Origin of the sequence: Micromonospora violae (genome assembly GCF_004217135.1) — a bacterium.
Taxonomy (GTDB): Bacteria; Actinomycetota; Actinomycetes; order Mycobacteriales; family Micromonosporaceae; genus Micromonospora; species Micromonospora violae.
In genome coordinates, this window is record NZ_SHKK01000001.1 from 5,983,883 (window position 1) to 6,001,334 (window position 17,452).

A 17,452-nucleotide genomic window follows, 5' to 3' on the forward strand; every position below is an offset into this window, starting at 1 on the left:
CCTGGCACCGTCCCGCCGCAGCCCGGGGCGGAAACGGACGAATCGTCAGCTGAACCGGCGACCCTCGTCCCGTCGGTACGCCCAACCGGCGAGTGCGGCGAGCAGCACCACCCAGACCCCGAGCATGATCAGCGCCAGCGGCTCCACGGCGTAGTCGCCCACCGCCGACCACATCAGTTCGGCCGCGCCCCGGGTGGGCAGGTACGGGGCGATCATCTCGATGAACCCGGGCGCGTCGCCGGGCGCGGAGAGCAGACCGCCGCCGAACGCCAACGGCAGGAAGACCACCTGTGCCACCACGATCGCCGCCTTGCTCGGCAGCGAGTAGCCGATGGCGAGCCCCATCAGCGTGAACGGCACCGAGATGACGGCCACCGTGCCGAGCGCCAGCAGGAACGCCGCCGGGGTGAGCTGGGCGGCGGTCAGCGTCGCGCCGATCACCACGACCGGGATCAGCGAGAGGTACGTCAGCGCCAGCCCGGCCAGCACGCGGCCCGCGAACCGCGGTGCCGGCCCGGCCGGCAGGGTCCGGGTGTACGGGTTCCAGGGCTGGTCGCGGTCCTCGGCGACACCGACGCCGTACTGGAAGATGTTGGCGCTCATCACCGAGAAGGTGACCATCGAGGCGGTGGCGTAGGTGGCACCGACCGCGTCGTCACCGGCGAAGGGCACCACGAAGAAGATCATGGCGGCGGCCGGGAAGAAGGCGCTGCCGAAGACGGCCACCGGAATCCGGATGATCTCCAGGAGTTGGTAGCGGGCGTGGACCAGGGCAAGCTGCACGGTCGCCTCCTCAGACGCTGGTGGGTCGGCCGCCGGCAGCGGCGGTGGTGGGTCGGGCAGAGCCGGTGGCCGCGTCTCCAGTTGCCGCGTCCCCGCTGGCCGTGTCCCTGCTGGCGGCGTCTTCGCTGGTGATGGCGAGGAACGCCTCCTCCAGCGACGTCGGCCGTACCTCCAGGTCGGTGAACGGGACCTGGGCCGTGACCAGCGCTCGGACCAGTTCGTCGGCGTCCGTGGTGAGCAGGTGCAGCCGGCCGTCGACCCGTTCGGTGCGAACAACCCCGGGCAGGTCGGGCAGGTGGTCGGCGACGAGGCTGACCCGGCGTACGCCCACGATGCCGCGCACCGCGTCCACGCTGTCGTCGGCGAGCACCCGACCCTGCCCGATGACCACCACCCGGTGGGCGAGCGCCTCCACCTCCTCCAGGTAGTGGCTGCTCAGCAGCACCGTGCCACCGTCGTCGTGGAATGCCCGGATCGCGTCCCACAGGGTGTGTCGGGCGGCCACGTCCAGGCCGGTGGTCGGCTCGTCGAGCAGCACCAACCGGGGCCGGCCGACGAACGCCAACGCCACGGCCAACCGGCGGCGCTGCCCACCGGAGAGCCCGCCGGTCTGCCGTCGGGCGAGGTCGGCGAGGCCGAAGCGGTCGAGCAACTCCGCCCGAGGCACCGGATCGGGGTAGTGCGCTGAGACGAAGTCGACGACCTCGCCGACCCGCAGCGTGCCGGGCAGGCCGGTCTCCTGCGGGGTGACCCCGATCTGCCGTCGGCTCGCCGGGTCGCGGGGGTCGCCGCCGAAGAGTTCGACCCGCCCGGAGCTGGGACGACGCAGACCCACCAGCAGGTTCATCAGGGTGCTCTTGCCGGCGCCGTTCGGCCCGAGCAGGCCGACCAGCTCACCGGCCCGGACTTCCAGGTCGACGCGGTCGAGGGCGAGGACGTCGCCGTACCGGCGGCTGGCCTGGTCGGCGCGGGCGAGGGTCATGACTGCTCCTTCGACGAAGTGGGGTCGAGCAGGGCGCGGATGGTTTCGGTGTACTCCTCGAACGCCAGTCGGCCGCGTCGGCTGAGCCGGACCAGGGTGGCCGGGGTGCGTCCACGGTGGGTCTTGCTGATCTCCACGTAGCCGGCCTCCTCGAGCTTGCGCAGGTGCACCGAGAGGTTGCCGGCGGTCATCGCGAGCAGCTCCTGGAGGCGGGGGAAAGCGATCTTGTCGCCGACGTTGAGAGTCGAGAGGCTGGCGACCACCCGCAGCCGGGCCTGCGCGTGGATGACCGGATCCAGCTCGGTCACGACTGCTGTCGCTGTCGCCGGTGGGCGAGCGCGCCGACCACCAGGATCCCGCCGCCGCCGGCCACCGCCACGACGAGGGCGTGCCAGCCCGGCCCGGCGATCGCACCGATCAGGTTGATCACGCTGATCCAGACGCCCAGCCGGAACAGGTCCCGGTCCAGCCAGATCGCCCCGCCAGCCATGTGCAGAGCGCCGGTCAACCCGACGGCGGTCGCCGACCAGAGCAGCGCCCCCTGGTCGGGCGGCAGGTGTTCGGAGATCCGGCCGAGCCCGGCGTAGACGCTCACCGAACCGAGGGCCCAGGCGTACCCGTACCACTTCCCCCGTCGGGCGGAGTCGCCGATCACCTGACCGTAGGCCCGGGTGCTGACCACCGCCTGGATCGCTCCGGCAGCCGCGAGCAGGACGAAGAGGACGGTCAGCGGCAGCCAGCTCGGCAGCGGGACCAGCGCCTTCCCGCCGGGGGTGAGCCGGAGGAAGAACAGCCCGAAGCCGACCAGCCAGGCCACGCCCCACGGCCAGTAGATCAGCCGGGCATCGGGAACGAGCCGGCGTGCCGTCGCCGACCGCTGGTCCTGGATCAGCCGGAGCGCCGCCGCTGCGTCGGTGGGTGGGGCATCATCGTCGGGTTCCACGCAAACTACTTTACGGAACAAAGTCAAGGCGCGTGACCCCGCCAGCACCGGCGGGACCCCCGACCACGGCGCGACTCCAGCCGCCCGCCGCGGGAGGTCGCGGCGACCCGGTCAGCCGGCCGACCCACCAACGAGCGGGGCAGGCAGCGGCGCGGCGTGCAGCACCGTCAGCCGGGACACCGCCCGCGTGAGCACCACGTACAGCCGGTGCAGCCCGCGCGGCTCGGCCGCGACGATCGCGGCCGGCTCGACCACCACCACATGGTCGTACTCAAGGCCCTTCACCAGCGTCGCCGGCACCACGGTGACCCGCTCCGCGGCCGCCACGTCGTCGGCGGTCGCGGTCTCCACACCGGCCTCGGCCAGTGCCGCACGCAGGCCGTCCACCGCGTCGTCCGCGGCGATCACACCGACCGAGCCGTCGTGCGCGAGCGCCGCCCGCACCTCGGCCACCGCCGCCGAGGTCAGGTCGGTCACGGTACGCACGTCCAGGCCGCCGTCGTGGCGCAGCGACTCGGCCGCCGGTACGTCCACCGCGAGCGCCGGGAGCAGCAGGTTCGCGAACGCGACAACAGCGGCGGGCACCCGGAAACCGATAGTCAACGGAACCACCACCGCGTCCGGCTTGCCGAGATGGGCGAGGGACTCCCGCCAGTCCGTAGCCGCCCACGGCGCGGTGCCCTGGGCGAGGTCACCCAGGAGCGTGACCGAGCCGTGCTCGCTGCGCCGAGCGATGGCCCGACACTGCATAGGGGACAGATCCTGCGCCTCGTCCACCACCACGTGCCCGAACCCGGAGAGCCGCTCCAGCAACCCGGTCGCCTCGTCGATCAGCACCGCGTCGGCGGCGGTCCACCGGGTCGCCTTCGGGGTACGGGCCGGCTTGGCCCAGACCAGCTGCGCCTGCTCCTCGTCGCTGAACAGGCCGTCCGCCGCAGCGGCGAGTCGGGCCGGGTCGGAGAGCAGGCCGTGCACCAGCCCTTCCGGGGTGAGCGCCGGCCAGACCGCGTCCAGGAAGTCGAGCACCGGCCGACAGCGGCCCATCCGCCGTAACCAGGCATCACTGGGCGACTCCGCCCGCCGCGCCTCGGCCTGCCGTTGCAGCAGGCCCACCACCCGCGCCTGGACGCGTTCCCGGCCCGTGCCGTACGGCAACCCCTCCCGGCGGGTCTCCTCGACGATCCGGTGCAACGGCTCCACCCCGATCCGCCAGCGGAACGAGCCGTCCGACACGGTGATCGAGTCGGTCGGGGTGCTGATCTGTGCCTGCACCGCGCGGCGCAGCACGCTCGCCATCCGTACGTCGTGTTTGAGCGCGGCCACCGCCGGCGTCTCCACGGCCCGGACCGGCACCCGAGAGATCAGTTCCTCCACCGTGGCCTGTTCGACCTCGACCTCACCGAGCGCCGGCAACACCGCCGCGATGTACGACAGGAACGCCCGGTTCGGCCCGACGATCAGCACACCCGCCCGTCGCAACCGTTCCCGGTGCAGGTACAGCAGGTACGCGGCCCGGTGCAGGCCCACCGCCGTCTTCCCGGTGCCGGGCGCGCCCTGCACACAGATCGAGTCGGCGAGATCGGCCCGGACCAGCTCGTCCTGCTCTGGCTGGATCGTGGCGACGATGTCCCGCATCGGCCCGACACGCGGACGCTCGATCTCGGCGGTGAGGATCCGACTGGCCGTACCCAGCTCTTCGCCCCGATCCAGCCGCTCATCCTCGAAGCTGGTCAGCACACCGTTGCTGAACCCGAACCGCCGCCGGACCGCCACTCCCTGCGGATCCCGCACGCTGGCCCGGTAGAACGAACGGGAGACCGGTGCCCGCCAGTCCAGCACCAACGGCTCGCCACGCTCGTCGGTGACGTGCCGCCGCCCCACGTGATACCGCCGCCCGTAATGATCGCCACCGGTGTCGGGGGCGGTCGGGGCGCCCATGGGCCTGCCGTTGGTCGTGGTGCCGCTGTCGGTGGTGGCGCTGTAAGTGGTGCCGTTGTCGGTGGTGCCGCTGCCGGCGGTGCTGCTGTGGGTGGTGCCGTTGTCGGTGGTGCCGTTGTCGGTGGTGCTGCTGTGGGTGGTGCGGCTGTCGGTGGTGCGGTTGTCGGCGGTGCCGTTGGGCGTGGCTCCGCCGAAGTCGAGACGGCCGAAGAAGAGCGGTGTGGTCGGGTCGTCGGCCAACTCGGCGACCCGGCGGGCCAGGGTGCGGCCAAGCGTCTCGGCCGCGTACGCGTCGCCGGCCACCTGGTCACCGGTGGCGAAGAGAGACTCGGCCCTCGCCCGCATCCGACCCAACGCCGCACGAGAGGTGGTGAGGTGTGCGCGTTCGGCGGCCAGGTCCGCGTCGAGATCGGTGTCGAGCTGGGTGTCGAGGTGGGTGTCGAGGTCAGGTGCGGACATGCTGACGTCCCATCGTTCACATCTGCTGCGCGCTCGCGTGTCCGGGGGCGGATGGCCGGCCGCCCGGCGCGAAGACGTCCGTGCCGGTGCCGCTCACCTCGGCCGTCAAGCGGCCTGCAACCCTACGCTCCCCAACCCACCGCATCCAGCGAATTGCCGGCGCGACCACCCGTCCGAGACGGCGTGTTGCCCGGTACGAAGTCGTCAAACAGGCGTGTAGCCAGGTGGCGCGGCATTGAGGTGCCCGCGCCCCGCGCCCCGCGCTGTGCCCGCGCCTCGCGCTGTGCCCCGCGCCTCGCGCCCCGCGCCCCGCGCCTCGCGCTGTGCCCCGCGCCTCGCGCCCCGCGCTGTGATCAACTCGGCTTTCATGAAATCGCGGTGTCTGGGTCGGTGTGACGCCCCGTTTTTCAGGAAGCCGAGTCGATCACCGGGAGACGCGGCCTGGCGGCAAGGGTCAGTGGGGTTTTCCGGGGTTTTGTGGCGCTCAGCGCCATCCCGTCCGGGCTGCTGATCGTCCGGTCACGGTGCGGAACGCAATCGTCGGCGGCGTGGGTGTGGTCGGCGGCGTCAGCAGCGCCGGTGGTAGAGGTTGCGACGAGGGGTGCGCAGCGGGTCGAGCCAGCTGGGTGGGAGGAAGTCCGGTCGGTCGTCCGCCGCGATCCGGACCGTCCAGTCGCCGCGATGGATGAACCGGTGGTGGTAGCCGCAGAGCAATACGGCATTGCCCAGCGCCGTCACCCCACCGTCGGCCCAGTGTCGGATGTGGTGACCGTCGCACCATCTCGGCGGTCGATCACAGCCAGGAAAGGCGCAGCCGCCGTCGCGCAGGACCAGTGCGCGCCGCAACGGGCCGGTGAAGAGCCGGCGTTGGCGTCCGACGTCCAGGACCTGACTGTTGCCGCCGAGCACGGCGGGCAGCACGCCCGCATCGCAGGCAAGGCGGCGGACCGCGCCAGGCGTGAGACGCGTGCCGCTTTCCAGTGTTCCGGCGCGTAAGCCATTGACCAGTTCGTCGAGGGACGCGGTCACCACCAGTTGAGGACGGTCGCCGCCGTTGTCGGGCAGTTGGCCGGTGCGGAGCGCCAGTCGGCAGATTTCGCCCAGCGCGTCGGCGCGGCGCTGACCAGGACTGCGGTCATCGTGCTCACCGGCGGGGGTGCAGAGCGGGTCGATCGCCTCGCGCAGCAGGCTCGCGGTTTCGGTGTCGAGGTTGCCGCTGAGGCGTACCTGTCCGTTCTGCTGCTCGGAGAGCGTGACGTGCCGACGGGCCTCGGCCCGCTCGGTGGCCCGCTCCAGAGCCTTCAACTCAGCCTGCTCGGTCAGTTCCGGGGCGACGTGCGTGAGGACCCGCTCGCCGAGCCGGCTCAGGCTGATCGGATCGAAACGGTCGGCCCAGGTGACCAGCAGTTGGGTCGCCTTGTCCGCCACTTCCGGGCCGGCTTCCATTGGCAGGGCGGCGATCGTCTCGGCCACCACCCGACCCTGCTCGACGGTGATGGCACCGCTGAGCAGGGCGTCGGGGACCGGTGGCGGGGCGGCATCGATGGTGGCGGCGAGCTGGACCAGTTGGCGCGCAGTGCGGCTGGAGAGCCGGAGTCGTTCCCGCAGCCAGACCGCGGTGGACGAGGCACCCTGGGCGACCGCCAACCCGCGACCGTCCACCTCGCGGACCAGGCCGAGCTGAACGGTGGCCAACCGCTGCGCCATCATCTGAGTCGCGTCGAGGGAGGCGAGCAGTTCGTCATCGGAGAGCGCCCAGAGTGCGGTCTCGGCGCAGTCGTCAACCGCGCCACCCACCTGTGCCAACGCCCTCAACATGGACCGAGAATAGAACTGACGTACGACAATCCCGGCTCATGTTGATCAATGTGTACGAGCTGATTTCTCCGCCCCGGCGGGTAGCTTGGCCAGTCCGCTGAGCACCCGGGTCAGTGCGGGGTTGGCCACTTCGGGGCGGCCCGCCGAGCCGAGGCCAGCCGCCGGGGCTACGGTCGGGCCATGGCTGAGCGCATCGCACGCCCGCGGGTCGGGCACATCCAGTTCCTGAACTGCCTGCCGATCTACTGGGGTCTGATGCGCTCCGGTGCCCTGCTCGACGTCGATTTGCAGAAGGACTCGCCGGACCGGTTGAGTGCGGCGCTGGTCGCCGGTGACCTCGACATCGGCCCGATCACGCTGTTGGAGTATCTGAAGCACGCCGACGAGCTGCTGCTCCTACCGGACCTGGCGGTGGGCAGTGACGGGCCGGTGCTCTCGGTCAACATGGTCTCCACCCGGCCGCTCGCCGAGTTGGACGGCGCCCGGGTGGCGCTCGGCTCGACCTCGCGGACCGGGGTGATGACGGCTCAGCTGCTGCTCGCCGAGGAGTACGGCGTGCGCCCCGAGTACTTCCGCTGCCCGCCGGATCTGACCCAGATGCTGCTGGAGGCCGACGCGGCCGTGCTGATCGGGGACGTGGCGCTGCGGGCGTACTACGAGGCGCCGCAGAAGGGCCTCACGGTCACCGACCTTGGGCAGGCGTGGCGGGAGTGGACCGGGCTGCCGATGGTCTTCGCCGTCTGGGCGGTTCGCCGCGACTTCGCCGCCGCCCACCCGGGTCTGGTCAAGGAGGTGCACGAGGCTTTCCTGCGCTCGCGGGACCTCTGCCTGGCCGAGCTGGACCAGGTCGCCGAGGCGGCGGCCCGCTGGGAAGCCTTCGATGCCCAGACGCTGGCCACGTACTTCCGGACCCTCGACTTCTCGCTCGGTGACCGGCAGGTCGCCGGGCTCCGCGAGTGGGCCCGGCGGGCCGCTGGCATCGGCGCGGCCCCGGCACTGCCGGACGGTGGCCCGGAGTTCTTCGCCGGCTGACCGCCACGCCAGGCCCGGACCCTGAGCGGCCGGGCCTGGGCGCGGGTCAGGTGCCGGGGCGGAGCAGCGCCTCGGTGATCTTCTCGCAGTTCTTCATGCCGTAGTCGTAGCCCATGTTGATCGGGTACTTGACCATCACGCCCATCGTCCAGGTGTCACCGATGGCCAGGCAGTTGATGTGCATCTCCTGCTCCCTGGTCCGGTCGATCCACCCGTTCTTGATGGCGATCTTCTTCTGCTCGGCGGCTGGGAAGGCCTTGCGGATGCCGAAGTCTCCCGCGCCGCGAACCAGTTTCATCTCGTTGAGCAGCCACTTTGTCCACTTCGACCCGGCGGCGGTGCCGGTGGCGATGCAGTTGGCCATGCGGGCGGTGTCCCGGGGGGAGAGCGCCGTCCGGCTCCAACCCTTGTCAGGGGCGACGCTGCTGTCGGTCAGCTTGCACATGGAGATCAGCCGCTCGATCGAGGCGTCCCGGCCGACCAGGTTGTAGAACTGCTCGGCGCGGGTGTTGTCGCTGTCCCGGATGATCCGCGTCGCGTCGGCGAGCTTCGCGTCGCTCGGGGTCTGGCCGGCGTCGGCGGCGCGACGCAGGTAGTCGGCGACGATCCAGGCTTTGATCATCGAGGCGGTCGTGCTGGTCTCGTCCATGTTCTTCGAACCGATGATCTTTCCGGTCCGGCGGTCGAGGACGCTCCACGAGTACCAGCCCTCGATGTCCAGGTCGAGGTTCCTGGCCACGAAGGGCAGCGGCTCCAGCGACGGGCTGGGGCTCGGTGATGGGGAGGACGGCTGGCGGGCGCTGCGGTCGGTGCCGGTGGAACGGTCACCGGTGCTGGAGCCGGGGTCGCCCCACTTGGCGACGGCGGCCGACTCGAACGGTGAGCCGGGCAGCAGCCGCAGCGACACCAGCACCAACCCGATCAGGATGACCGCGATGGCGATCAGCCGAAGTGGGGACGCCTCGCCGTCGCGCCGGTCGACCCGACGATTGCCGGCCATCAGAGCTTCCCGACCGGCTGCTGCGGCACCTTGAGCGCGGCGCCCGGCTGCGGGGTGACCAGTTGGGTGGCCACGCTGGCGCAGACCTTCGCGCCGTAGTCCAGGCCGGTCCTGATCGGGTAGCGCAGCATCACCGCGAGGCTCCACTTGCTGGTGACGGCGAGGCAGTTGACGTGCCAGTTGCCGTCGCCGTAGATCGGGGTCCAACCGTTCTTGATGCTGACCGGGCCCTGCGAGGTGATCGACTTCGGCAGACCGTCGATGATCCCCCAGCGGCCGCCACCGGACTCGGGCTTCTGGTCTTTGCCCGCTGTGGTGCCCCGGACCTTGCTCATCTGGTCCAGCACCCACTTCGTCCACTTCGGGCCGGCGGCCTTGCCGTCGGCGATGCAGTCGCCGAGTCGGACCGCGTCGCGGGGGGACATCCGGGTGTAGCTCCAGTAGCCGGTGTACGGCTTCGTGTTGCCGCGCTTGGTGTCGGTCAGCCCGCAGATCTTGATCGCCCGCTGTATCACCGCGTCCGGGACGCTGCTCGACGAGGCCTTGTAGGACCCGCCGGCAGCCTTGTGGACCGCGTTGGCGGCCTCGTCGTTGCTGTCGATGATGGCGAGCCTGGCCGCCTCCTTCATCGCTGCGGGCGGCTCCTTGTCACCGAGCTGCCGCAGATAGTCGGAGACGATCCACGCCTTGATCATCGATTCGGTGGAGCTGGTCGCGGTCATGTTCGACGACCCGGAGATCTTGCCCGTCTTCCGGTCCATCAGGGCCCACGAGAAGAACTCACCCTTGAAGCTCACGGACACCGGGCCCGCCGCCAGGGTGGGTGGCGGTGGTGGGGTCGGTGCGGGCGCGGCGACGCTCGACGAACCGCCGCCGCCTCCGCCGCTGTCGTCGCTGGCGAGTCGGGCGTACGCGGTGGGAACCAGCAGCACGCCGCCGAGCACGACCGCCATGATGGCGAGCACCAGGGTCACGCGAGATCGCATGAGTGGGTGAACTCCAGGAGTCAGGGCCGGGGGGACCGGCTTGTCGTCGGGACGAATCGGGTGCGACCGCCGAGGCCGGGGGAGGTGGCCTCAATGGAGATGTCGATGTGTGGCAGCCGATCGGTTGTCCGGCAGAAGTCTACGTCCGGACCGGCCGGCCGCCAGGTTTCGACACTAGGCAACCTGCGATAAAGGCGGGATATGGGGCCGGTATGAGGTTTTTGCAGGGGTTCACCTTTGTTTCGTGGCCCAAGTCACGGCGATCCAATGACGCCCAGGTCGCACAAAGCAGTCATTCGACTACGGATGGGATGCGCGGATTCCTGTTACACCCCCTGGTGCAACGAGGCGGAAGCTGTAACACTTAGCCTCATGTATGGCAACGACTTCTCCGCCCCGGACGAGGCGCCCGGTGGTCTGCTGGGCGAGGTCGAGGCCGCCGAGGCCGAGCTGCGCGCGGCGGCGGCGCGCGGGCGGCGGGGCGGGCCCGCGCCGGACGAGGACCTGGCGGCGTACTTCGCCGAGGTGGTCGACGCCGAGCAGAAGGTCGAGCCCCGCGACTGGATGCCCGAGGCGTACCGGCGGACGCTGATCCGGCAGATCGCCCAGCACGCCCACTCCGAGATCATCGGCATGCAGCCGGAAGGCAACTGGATCAGTCGGGCACCGTCGCTCAAGCGCAAGGCGATCCTGCTGGCCAAGGTGCAGGACGAGGCCGGTCACGGCCTCTACCTCTACGCCGCCGCGGAGACCCTCGGCATCAGCCGCGACGAGCTGGTCCAAATGCTGCTCGACGGCCGTCAGAAGTACAGCTCGATCTTCAACTACCCCACCCTCAGCTGGGCCGACGTGGGTGCCATCGGGTGGCTGGTGGACGGTGCCGCAATCGTCAACCAGGTGCCGCTGTGCCGGTGCTCCTACGGCCCGTACGCCCGCGCGATGATCCGGGTCTGCAAGGAAGAGTCGTTCCACCAGCGGCAGGGCTACGAGATCCTGCACACCCTGGCGCACGGCACGCCCGCGCAGCGGGAGATGGCCCAGGACGCGGTGAACCGTTGGTGGTACCCGTCGCTGGCCATGTTCGGCCCGCCGGACGCCAACTCGCCGCACTCGGCCCAGTCGATGGCCTGGAAGATCAAGCGCTTCTCCAACGACGACCTGCGGCAACGCTTCGTCGACATGTGCGTGCAGCAGGCCGAGATCCTCGGGCTGCGCATCCCCGACGACGACCTGCGCTGGAACGACGAGCGGCAGGCGTACGACTACACCCAGCCGGACTACGACGAGCTGATGCGGGTGATTTCCGGTGACGGGCCGTGCAACCGCGAGCGGATGGCCCACCGCCGGGCCGCGCACGCCGACGGCGCCTGGGTACGTGAGGCCGCAGCGGCGTACGCCGCGAAGCGGGCGGGACAGAAGGAGACGGTGGCCGCGTGAGCGAGCAAGCCGAGCAACCCGGCATGACGAGTCATTCGCCTTTGTGGGAGGTCTTCGTGCGGGCCCGACGCGGGCTGTCGCACACGCACGTCGGCAGCCTGCACGCCCCCGACGCCGAGCTCGCCCTGCGCAACGCCCGCGACCTCTACACGCGTCGCCAGGAGGGCGTGTCGATCTGGGTGGTGCCGGCCGTCGCCATCACCGCGTCCAGCCCGGACGAGAAGGACGCCTTCTTCGACCCGGCCGCCGACAAGGTCTACCGCCATCCCACCTTCTACGAGGTGCCGGACGGGGTGGCCCACCTGTGAGCGAGCGGAGTGAGCGAACCAGTCAGCTCGGCACCGGGGCCGCCACGCGCCGGGAGAGCACGCCGTGAACGGGCCCTTCGACTTCACTCTCGCCCTCGCCGACGACGCGTTGATCGCGGCCCAGCGGCTGGCCGAGTGGACCACCCGTGCCCCGGAGATGGAAGAGGACATCGCGCTGGCCAACATCGCCCTCGACCAGCTCGGCGCGGCACGCCTGCTGTTGTCGTACGCGGGCGAGTTGGAGGGCGCCGGGCGCGACGAGGACGCGCTGGCGTACCTGCGCGACGACCGCGAGTTCCGCAACGCGCTCCTGGTCGAGCTGCCCAACGGCGACTTCGCGGTGACGATGGCGAAGCTGTTCTTCCTGGCGGCGTACCAACTGCCGCTGTACACGGCGCTGGCCGGCTGTGCGGACGAGCGGTTGGCCGCGATCGGCGCGAAGGCACGCAAGGAGTCGGCGTACCACCTGGACCACGGCGCGCTGTGGGTGAAGCGGCTCGGTGACGGCACCGAGGAGTCGCACCGTCGGATGCAGGCGGCCGTCGACCACGTGTGGCCGTACACCCATGAGCTGTTCGCCGCGGACCCGGCGGCGCCGGTTGATCCGGCCGCCCTGCGGCCGGCGTTCGACGAGGTCGTCGGTGCGGTGCTGGCCGAGGCGACTCTCACCCAGCCGGAAGGTGCCTGGGCCCCGGGCGGCGGCCGCACGGGCGTGCACACCGAGCACCTGGCTTACCTCCTCGCCGAGATGCAGGTGCTGCACCGGGCCCACCCCGGGGCGACGTGGTGAGCGCGAGGAGTACAGCGCAGCGGAGCCCCGCAGTCGCGAACGAAGACGGCTCGGTGAGCGCGCGGGAGGCCGCCGCGAACGTGGTGGACCCGGAGATCCGGGTCATCACCATCGACGAGCTGGGCATCCTGCGGGCGGTGGAAGAGGATCCGGCCAGTGGCCGGGTCACCGTCACCATCACCCCGACCTACACCGGCTGCCCGGCGATGGAGGTGATCCGGGCCGACATCCGCCGCGCGCTGACCGCCGCCGGCCACCCGGACGCGGAGGTCCGGACCGTCTACAGCCCACCGTGGAGCACCGACTGGATCTCCGAGGCGGGGCGGACCAAGCTCGCCGCCGCCGGGATCGCCCCGCCGGCCCCGGCGCCCGCCGCCGGCGTCGTGCCACTGACGCTCGCGGTCCGCTGCCCGCAGTGCGGCTCGCCGGAGACCGAGCAGATCAGCCGGTTCGGCTCCACCGCGTGCAAGGCGTTGTGGCGGTGCCGTGCCTGCTCCGAACCCTTCGACCACCTGAAGGCGCTGTGACTGTCACCATCACCCGCCCGGTTCGCCGCCGGCCGGTCTTCCACCCGTTGTCCGTCGCCGCCGTCGACCGGCTCACCGACGACTCCGTGGCGGTGACCTTCGCCGTACCCGAGGAATTGCGGGAGACCTTCGCGTTCCGCGCGGGTCAGCACCTCACCGTGCGCCGGGTGACCGATGACGGCGCGGACGTGCGCCGGTCGTACTCGATCTGCTCCACCCCCGACGACCTGGCCCGGCGCGGCCGGTTGCGGATCGGGGTGCGGGAGATCCCCGGCGGCGCCTTCTCGGCGTTCGCCTGCGGGGCGTTGCGCGGTGGCGACACCGTCGAGGTGCTGCCGCCGCTGGGCACCTTCACCACGGCGTTCGCGCCGGACCGCGCGCGGCACTACGGCGCGGTCGTCGCCGGTTCCGGCATCACCCCGGTGCTCGGGCTGGTCGCGACCGCCCTGGCCGTCGAGCCGGCCAGCACCTTCACCCTGGTCTACGGCAACCGCACGGCGAACACGGTGATGTTCGCCGAGGAGTTGGCCGACCTGAAGGACCGCTACCCCAGCCGGCTGCACCTGGTGCACGTCCTCTCCCGGGAACAGGGCGAGTCGCCACTGCTCTCCGGTCGGATCGACGCCGAGCGGTTGGGCCGGTTGCTGGGCAGCATCGTGCCGGGCGACCTGATCGAGGAGTGGTTCCTCTGCGGCCCGTACGCCATGGTGGTCGACGTCCGGGACGTACTGACCGCACGCGGGCTGCCCGAGTCGGCGGTGCACACCGAGCTGTTCCACGTCGACGCGCCGCCGGAGCCGGTCCGCCGACCCGTCGACCAGGCCGGCGCCGGGGCCGAGGTGACGATCGTGCTGGACGGCCGGTCGTCGAGCTTCACCATGGGCCGTGCGGAACGGGTGCTGGACGCCGCGCTGAAGGTGCGGGGTGAGCTGCCGTACGCCTGCAAGGGTGGTGTCTGCTCGACCTGCAAGGCGAAGGTCGTCGACGGCGCGGTCACGATGGCCCGCAACTACGCGCTGGAGCCCGACGAGCTGGCCGCCGGTTACGTCCTGACCTGCCAGTCCAGCCCGACCACCGACAAGCTCACGGTCGACTACGACGCCTGACGGTGCCGACGGCTGTGGGACGTGCCGCAACCCGGCGGGGTCCGGCTGTCGAGTCGGTCGGGTCGACGTAGGCTCGGGGTGTGACGGTGAGCCGGGAGATCGACGACATCCTGCAGCGCGGCGCGGACGGCGGGCGGATCACGCCCGAGGAGGCGCTGCTGCTCTACACCGAGGCGCCCTTCCATGCGTTGGGCGAGGCGGCGGACGCGGTGCGTCGGCGGCGCTACCCGGACAACGTCGTCACGTACCTGATCGACCGCAACATCAACTACACGAACGTCTGCGTGACGGCGTGCAAGTTCTGTGCGTTCTACCGGGCACCGAAGCACAAGGAAGGGTGGACCCACCCGACCGAGGAGATCCTGCGCCGGTGCGGCGAGGCGGTCGAGCTGGGCGCCACCCAGGTGATGCTCCAGGGCGGGCACCACCCGGACTACGGCGTGGAGTACTACGAGGAGCTGTTCTCCTCGGTCAAGCAGGCGTACCCGCAGCTGGTCATCCACTCGATCGGCCCCAGCGAGATCCTGCACATGGCCAAGGTCTCCGGGGTGAGCCTGGACGAGGCCATCGCCCGGATCAAGACCGCCGGCCTGGACTCGATCGCCGGCGCCGGCGCGGAGATGCTTCCGGAACGGCCCCGGAAGGCCATCGCGCCGCTCAAGGAGTCGGGCGAGCGCTGGCTGGAGGTCATGGAGCTGGCCCACCGGCAGGGCATCGAGTCGACCGCCACCATGATGATGGGCACCGGTGAGACGCACGCCGAGCGGATCGAGCACCTGCGCATGATCCGGGACGTGCAGGACCGCACCCTCGGGTTCCGGTCCTTCATCCCGTGGACGTACCAGCCGGAGAACAACCACCTGAAGGGCCGCACCCAGGCGACCACACTGGAGTACCTGCGCCTGGTCGCGGTGGCCCGACTCTTCTTCGAGACCGTGCCGCACCTGCAGGCGTCCTGGCTGACCACCGGCAAGGATGTCGGGCAGTTGGCGCTGCACATGGGCGTGGACGACCTCGGCTCGATCATGCTGGAGGAGAACGTGATCTCCTCCGCCGGTGCCCGGCACCGCTCCAACCTGCACGAGCTGATCGGCATGATCCGCTCGGCGGACCGGATCCCCGCACAGCGCGACACCCTCTACAACCGGCTCGCCGTGCACCACACGCAGGCCGACGACCCGACCGACGAGCGGGTGGTTTCGCACTTCTCCTCGATCGCGCTGCCCGGCGGCGGCGCGGGCAAGTCTCTGCCGCTGGTCGACGTCAGCTGACGGTCGACGCCCGGCCGTTCGGCTGACCGACGCTCATGCTCCCGCCGGATCACCCCGGCGGTACGGGTGGTCCCCGCCGACGCAGCGTCAGGCTGTCCGGTACGGGCTGGTGGAGCTGATCGTCGGCGGCTAGCGTCCCGGCTCATATCCGTCGTCCCCATGACCGACGACGGGGCTGTCCTCCATCGGCCCGCTGCGGGTCGTTCACATAACGCACGGCGGTACGGGCGGGATGGGTGACCATCCCGCCCGTACCGTCTGCGCAGCTCGGGCCGGACGGTTGAAAACGGGTCCGCCCGCTGGCGTGGAAGATCGGCCTCCGATAGCGTCCGCTCGTTCCGCAACCATTCTTTCTTCCCTACCCCCGGGGGACTGATGACAGCGATCCACCGCTCGACGCTGGTGCGCGCCAGTGTCGTGGCGCTGCTCGCGGCCGGCGGCATCGCCGCCGTGGCCGCCCCAGTGCTGGCGGCCGAGCAGGCTGATCTGGCCCTGGTGCCGCTCAGCTACAACCTGGCCAAGGGTGTCACCGAGGCCAAGAGCAAGCCGTTCAAGTTCACGGTCGACAACAGCCGGAGCAAGGAAGACGCCAAGGGCGTCACCTACACCGTGGACACCAGCAAACTGAACACGGACAAGGTCCGGGTGGTGGTGCCGGACGGCTGCCGGGTGAACGGTGAGAAGTTCACCTGCCGCCTCGGCGACCTGGCCGCCGGCACCAGCGAGGACTTCGGTATTCCGATCTTCTCCACCGGCGGCAAGGGTGCCGCCGGCTCGCTGGTGGTCAACATCCGCTCGGCCACCGAGGACCCCAACAAGGACGACAACAGGGTCAAGCACGACATCACCGTCACCGACCCCGGGTACGACCTGACCAGTTGGGTGCAGGACGTCAACGCGAACGTCGTGGTGAACGGCGTCAACGGCGACGACCCCGACCTTCGGCCGGTGCGGCCGGGCGAGACGGTACCGGTCGACTGGGCGGTCTACAACGACGGCAGCCGCAAGACCACCGGCCTCGCCTACGTGCTCACCCTCCCGGTGGGGGTCACCTTCGACACCGTGCCGGACACCTGCACCGTGCAGACGTTCGGCGTCGCCCAGGCGCTCTGTCAGGACGACGGCGCGGTGATCCGGCCCGGTGACTACTACACGGCGGACGTCAAGGTGACCGTCGACAAGGACGTCACCGAGCCGGTGCTGCAGGTCGGTGAGTTGGTGGCGCACGGTCTGGACGCGGCGACCGGCACGTCCGAGGCGCAGCCGAAGCGGGCCAACACCGCTCAGCGGAAGACCTTCACCGAGGTGGACGAGGGCGACAACCAGGCGATCTTCGACGTCTTCGTCGACGTGGCCGAGGAGCCGACGCCCACGCCGACGGTCACCCCGACGGACTCGCCGACCCCGACGCCGACGGCCACCCCGACCGAGTCGCCGACGCCGACGGAGAGCCCGACCCCGACCGAGTCGCCGACCCCGACGGAGACGCCCACGCCGACGGAGACGCCGACGCCGACGGAGACGCCGACGCCGACGGAGACGCCGACCCCGACGGAGACCCCGACCCCGACGGAGACGCCGACCGAGTCGCCGACCCCGACGGAGACGCCGACGCCGACCGAGACGCCCACGCCCACCCCGACCCCGACCCCGACCCCGACCCCGACGGAGACGCCAACCCCGACGGCGACGGCTACCCCGACTGAGACGCCGACGCCGACGGCGACGGCGACGGCGACGGCTACCCCGACTGAGACGCCGACGGCGACGGCCACCCCGACCGCGACGGCCACGCCGACGCCGAGCCCGAGCGGTACGACGACGCCGGGCACGACCGTCTCGCCGGGTGGCGGTTCCGGTGGTGGTGGCTCGGGCGGTGGCGGCCTGCCGGTGACCGGTGTGCAGGTCGGCCTGATCGGCGGAATCGGCGTGATCATCCTGCTGGTGGGTGGAGCGCTGCTGGTGCTCACCCGTCGTCGCAAGGTGGTCCTGGTCTCGCCGACCGAGGAGAAGTCGACCGACTGACACCGACGTCCTGACATCACGGACGTCGGCATGACGTGAGGGCGGGG

At 70.9% G+C, this 17,452-nt stretch carries 16 protein-coding genes; 8 read left to right on the forward strand and 8 right to left on the reverse strand.

Going from position 1 to position 17,452, the window contains the following annotated elements; translation table 11 throughout:
* Positions 1–45: 45 nt before the first annotated feature.
* The 6 genes from EV382_RS27030 to EV382_RS27070 form a co-directional block, all read right to left on the reverse strand.
* On the reverse strand, positions 46–783 hold the full coding sequence (locus EV382_RS27030; RefSeq protein WP_130406407.1) for an ABC transporter permease: 738 nt from the start codon (positions 781–783) through the stop codon (positions 46–48).
* 10 nt (positions 784–793) lie between these two features.
* Entirely contained in the window at positions 794–1,765 is a 972-nt protein-coding gene (locus EV382_RS27035; protein WP_130406409.1) for an ABC transporter ATP-binding protein, read from the reverse strand.
* Complete coding sequence (locus EV382_RS27040) at positions 1,762–2,073, reverse strand: transcriptional regulator (RefSeq protein WP_130406411.1); 312 nt, start codon at positions 2,071–2,073, stop codon at positions 1,762–1,764. Before EV382_RS27040 ends, EV382_RS27035 begins: the two co-directional genes overlap by 4 nt.
* Positions 2,070–2,708, reverse strand: a complete 639-nt coding sequence (locus tag EV382_RS27045; RefSeq protein ID WP_130406413.1) for a transporter — start codon at positions 2,706–2,708, stop codon at positions 2,070–2,072. Before EV382_RS27045 ends, EV382_RS27040 begins: the two co-directional genes overlap by 4 nt.
* Positions 2,709–2,819: 111 nt before the next feature.
* Positions 2,820–5,105, reverse strand: coding sequence for an AAA family ATPase (locus EV382_RS27050; protein WP_244236824.1), 2,286 nt, complete (start codon positions 5,103–5,105; stop codon positions 2,820–2,822).
* A 567-nt stretch (positions 5,106–5,672) separates the two neighbouring features.
* Positions 5,673–6,923: an HNH endonuclease signature motif containing protein gene (locus tag EV382_RS27070; protein WP_130406417.1), complete on the reverse strand. Its 1,251-nt coding sequence runs from the start codon at positions 6,921–6,923 to the stop codon at positions 5,673–5,675.
* 180 nt (positions 6,924–7,103) lie between these two features.
* Here EV382_RS27070 and EV382_RS27075 point away from each other — a divergent pair, with 180 nt between their 5' ends.
* On the forward strand, positions 7,104–7,955 hold the full coding sequence (locus EV382_RS27075) for a menaquinone biosynthetic enzyme MqnA/MqnD family protein (RefSeq protein ID WP_130406419.1): 852 nt from the start codon (positions 7,104–7,106) through the stop codon (positions 7,953–7,955).
* A 46-nt stretch (positions 7,956–8,001) separates the two neighbouring features.
* On the opposite strand, the gene EV382_RS27080 is transcribed toward EV382_RS27075, so the two are convergent.
* Positions 8,002–8,955, reverse strand: a complete 954-nt coding sequence (locus EV382_RS27080) for a serine hydrolase (RefSeq protein ID WP_130406421.1) — start codon at positions 8,953–8,955, stop codon at positions 8,002–8,004.
* Positions 8,955–9,941 carry a serine hydrolase gene (locus EV382_RS27085; RefSeq protein ID WP_130406423.1) on the reverse strand — a complete coding sequence of 329 codons (987 nt, stop codon included), beginning with the start codon at positions 9,939–9,941 and terminating at the stop codon, positions 8,955–8,957. The genes EV382_RS27080 and EV382_RS27085 overlap by 1 nt, the downstream gene beginning before the upstream one ends.
* Before the next feature lie 372 nt (positions 9,942–10,313).
* Here EV382_RS27085 and paaA point away from each other — a divergent pair, with 372 nt between their 5' ends.
* The 7 genes from paaA to EV382_RS33615 all read left to right on the forward strand — a co-directional run bounded on the left by paaA (position 10,314) and on the right by EV382_RS33615 (position 17,405).
* Complete coding sequence (gene paaA, locus EV382_RS27090; protein ID WP_130406425.1) at positions 10,314–11,378, forward strand: 1,2-phenylacetyl-CoA epoxidase subunit PaaA; 1,065 nt, start codon at positions 10,314–10,316, stop codon at positions 11,376–11,378.
* Between the two features lie 23 nt (positions 11,379–11,401).
* Positions 11,402–11,686: a 1,2-phenylacetyl-CoA epoxidase subunit PaaB gene (paaB, locus tag EV382_RS27095; protein ID WP_130409239.1), complete on the forward strand. Its 285-nt coding sequence runs from the start codon at positions 11,402–11,404 to the stop codon at positions 11,684–11,686.
* A 64-nt stretch (positions 11,687–11,750) separates the two neighbouring features.
* A complete protein-coding gene (gene paaC / locus EV382_RS27100; protein ID WP_130406427.1) occupies positions 11,751–12,476 on the forward strand; it encodes a 1,2-phenylacetyl-CoA epoxidase subunit PaaC in 726 nt (241 codons plus the stop codon).
* A gap of 53 nt (positions 12,477–12,529) precedes the next feature.
* Positions 12,530–13,003 carry a 1,2-phenylacetyl-CoA epoxidase subunit PaaD gene (paaD, locus tag EV382_RS27105; RefSeq protein WP_130406429.1) on the forward strand — a complete coding sequence of 158 codons (474 nt, stop codon included), beginning with the start codon at positions 12,530–12,532 and terminating at the stop codon, positions 13,001–13,003.
* Positions 13,000–14,109 carry a 1,2-phenylacetyl-CoA epoxidase subunit PaaE gene (paaE, locus tag EV382_RS27110; RefSeq protein ID WP_130406431.1) on the forward strand — a complete coding sequence of 370 codons (1,110 nt, stop codon included), beginning with the start codon at positions 13,000–13,002 and terminating at the stop codon, positions 14,107–14,109. Before paaD ends, paaE begins: the two co-directional genes overlap by 4 nt.
* 80 nt (positions 14,110–14,189) lie before the next feature.
* Entirely contained in the window at positions 14,190–15,380 is a 1,191-nt protein-coding gene (gene mqnC, locus EV382_RS27115) for a cyclic dehypoxanthinyl futalosine synthase (protein WP_130406433.1), read from the forward strand.
* Positions 15,381–15,755: 375 nt separating this feature from the next.
* Positions 15,756–17,405: a hypothetical protein gene (locus EV382_RS33615; protein ID WP_244236825.1), complete on the forward strand. Its 1,650-nt coding sequence runs from the start codon at positions 15,756–15,758 to the stop codon at positions 17,403–17,405.
* Positions 17,406–17,452: the final 47 nt, after the last annotated feature.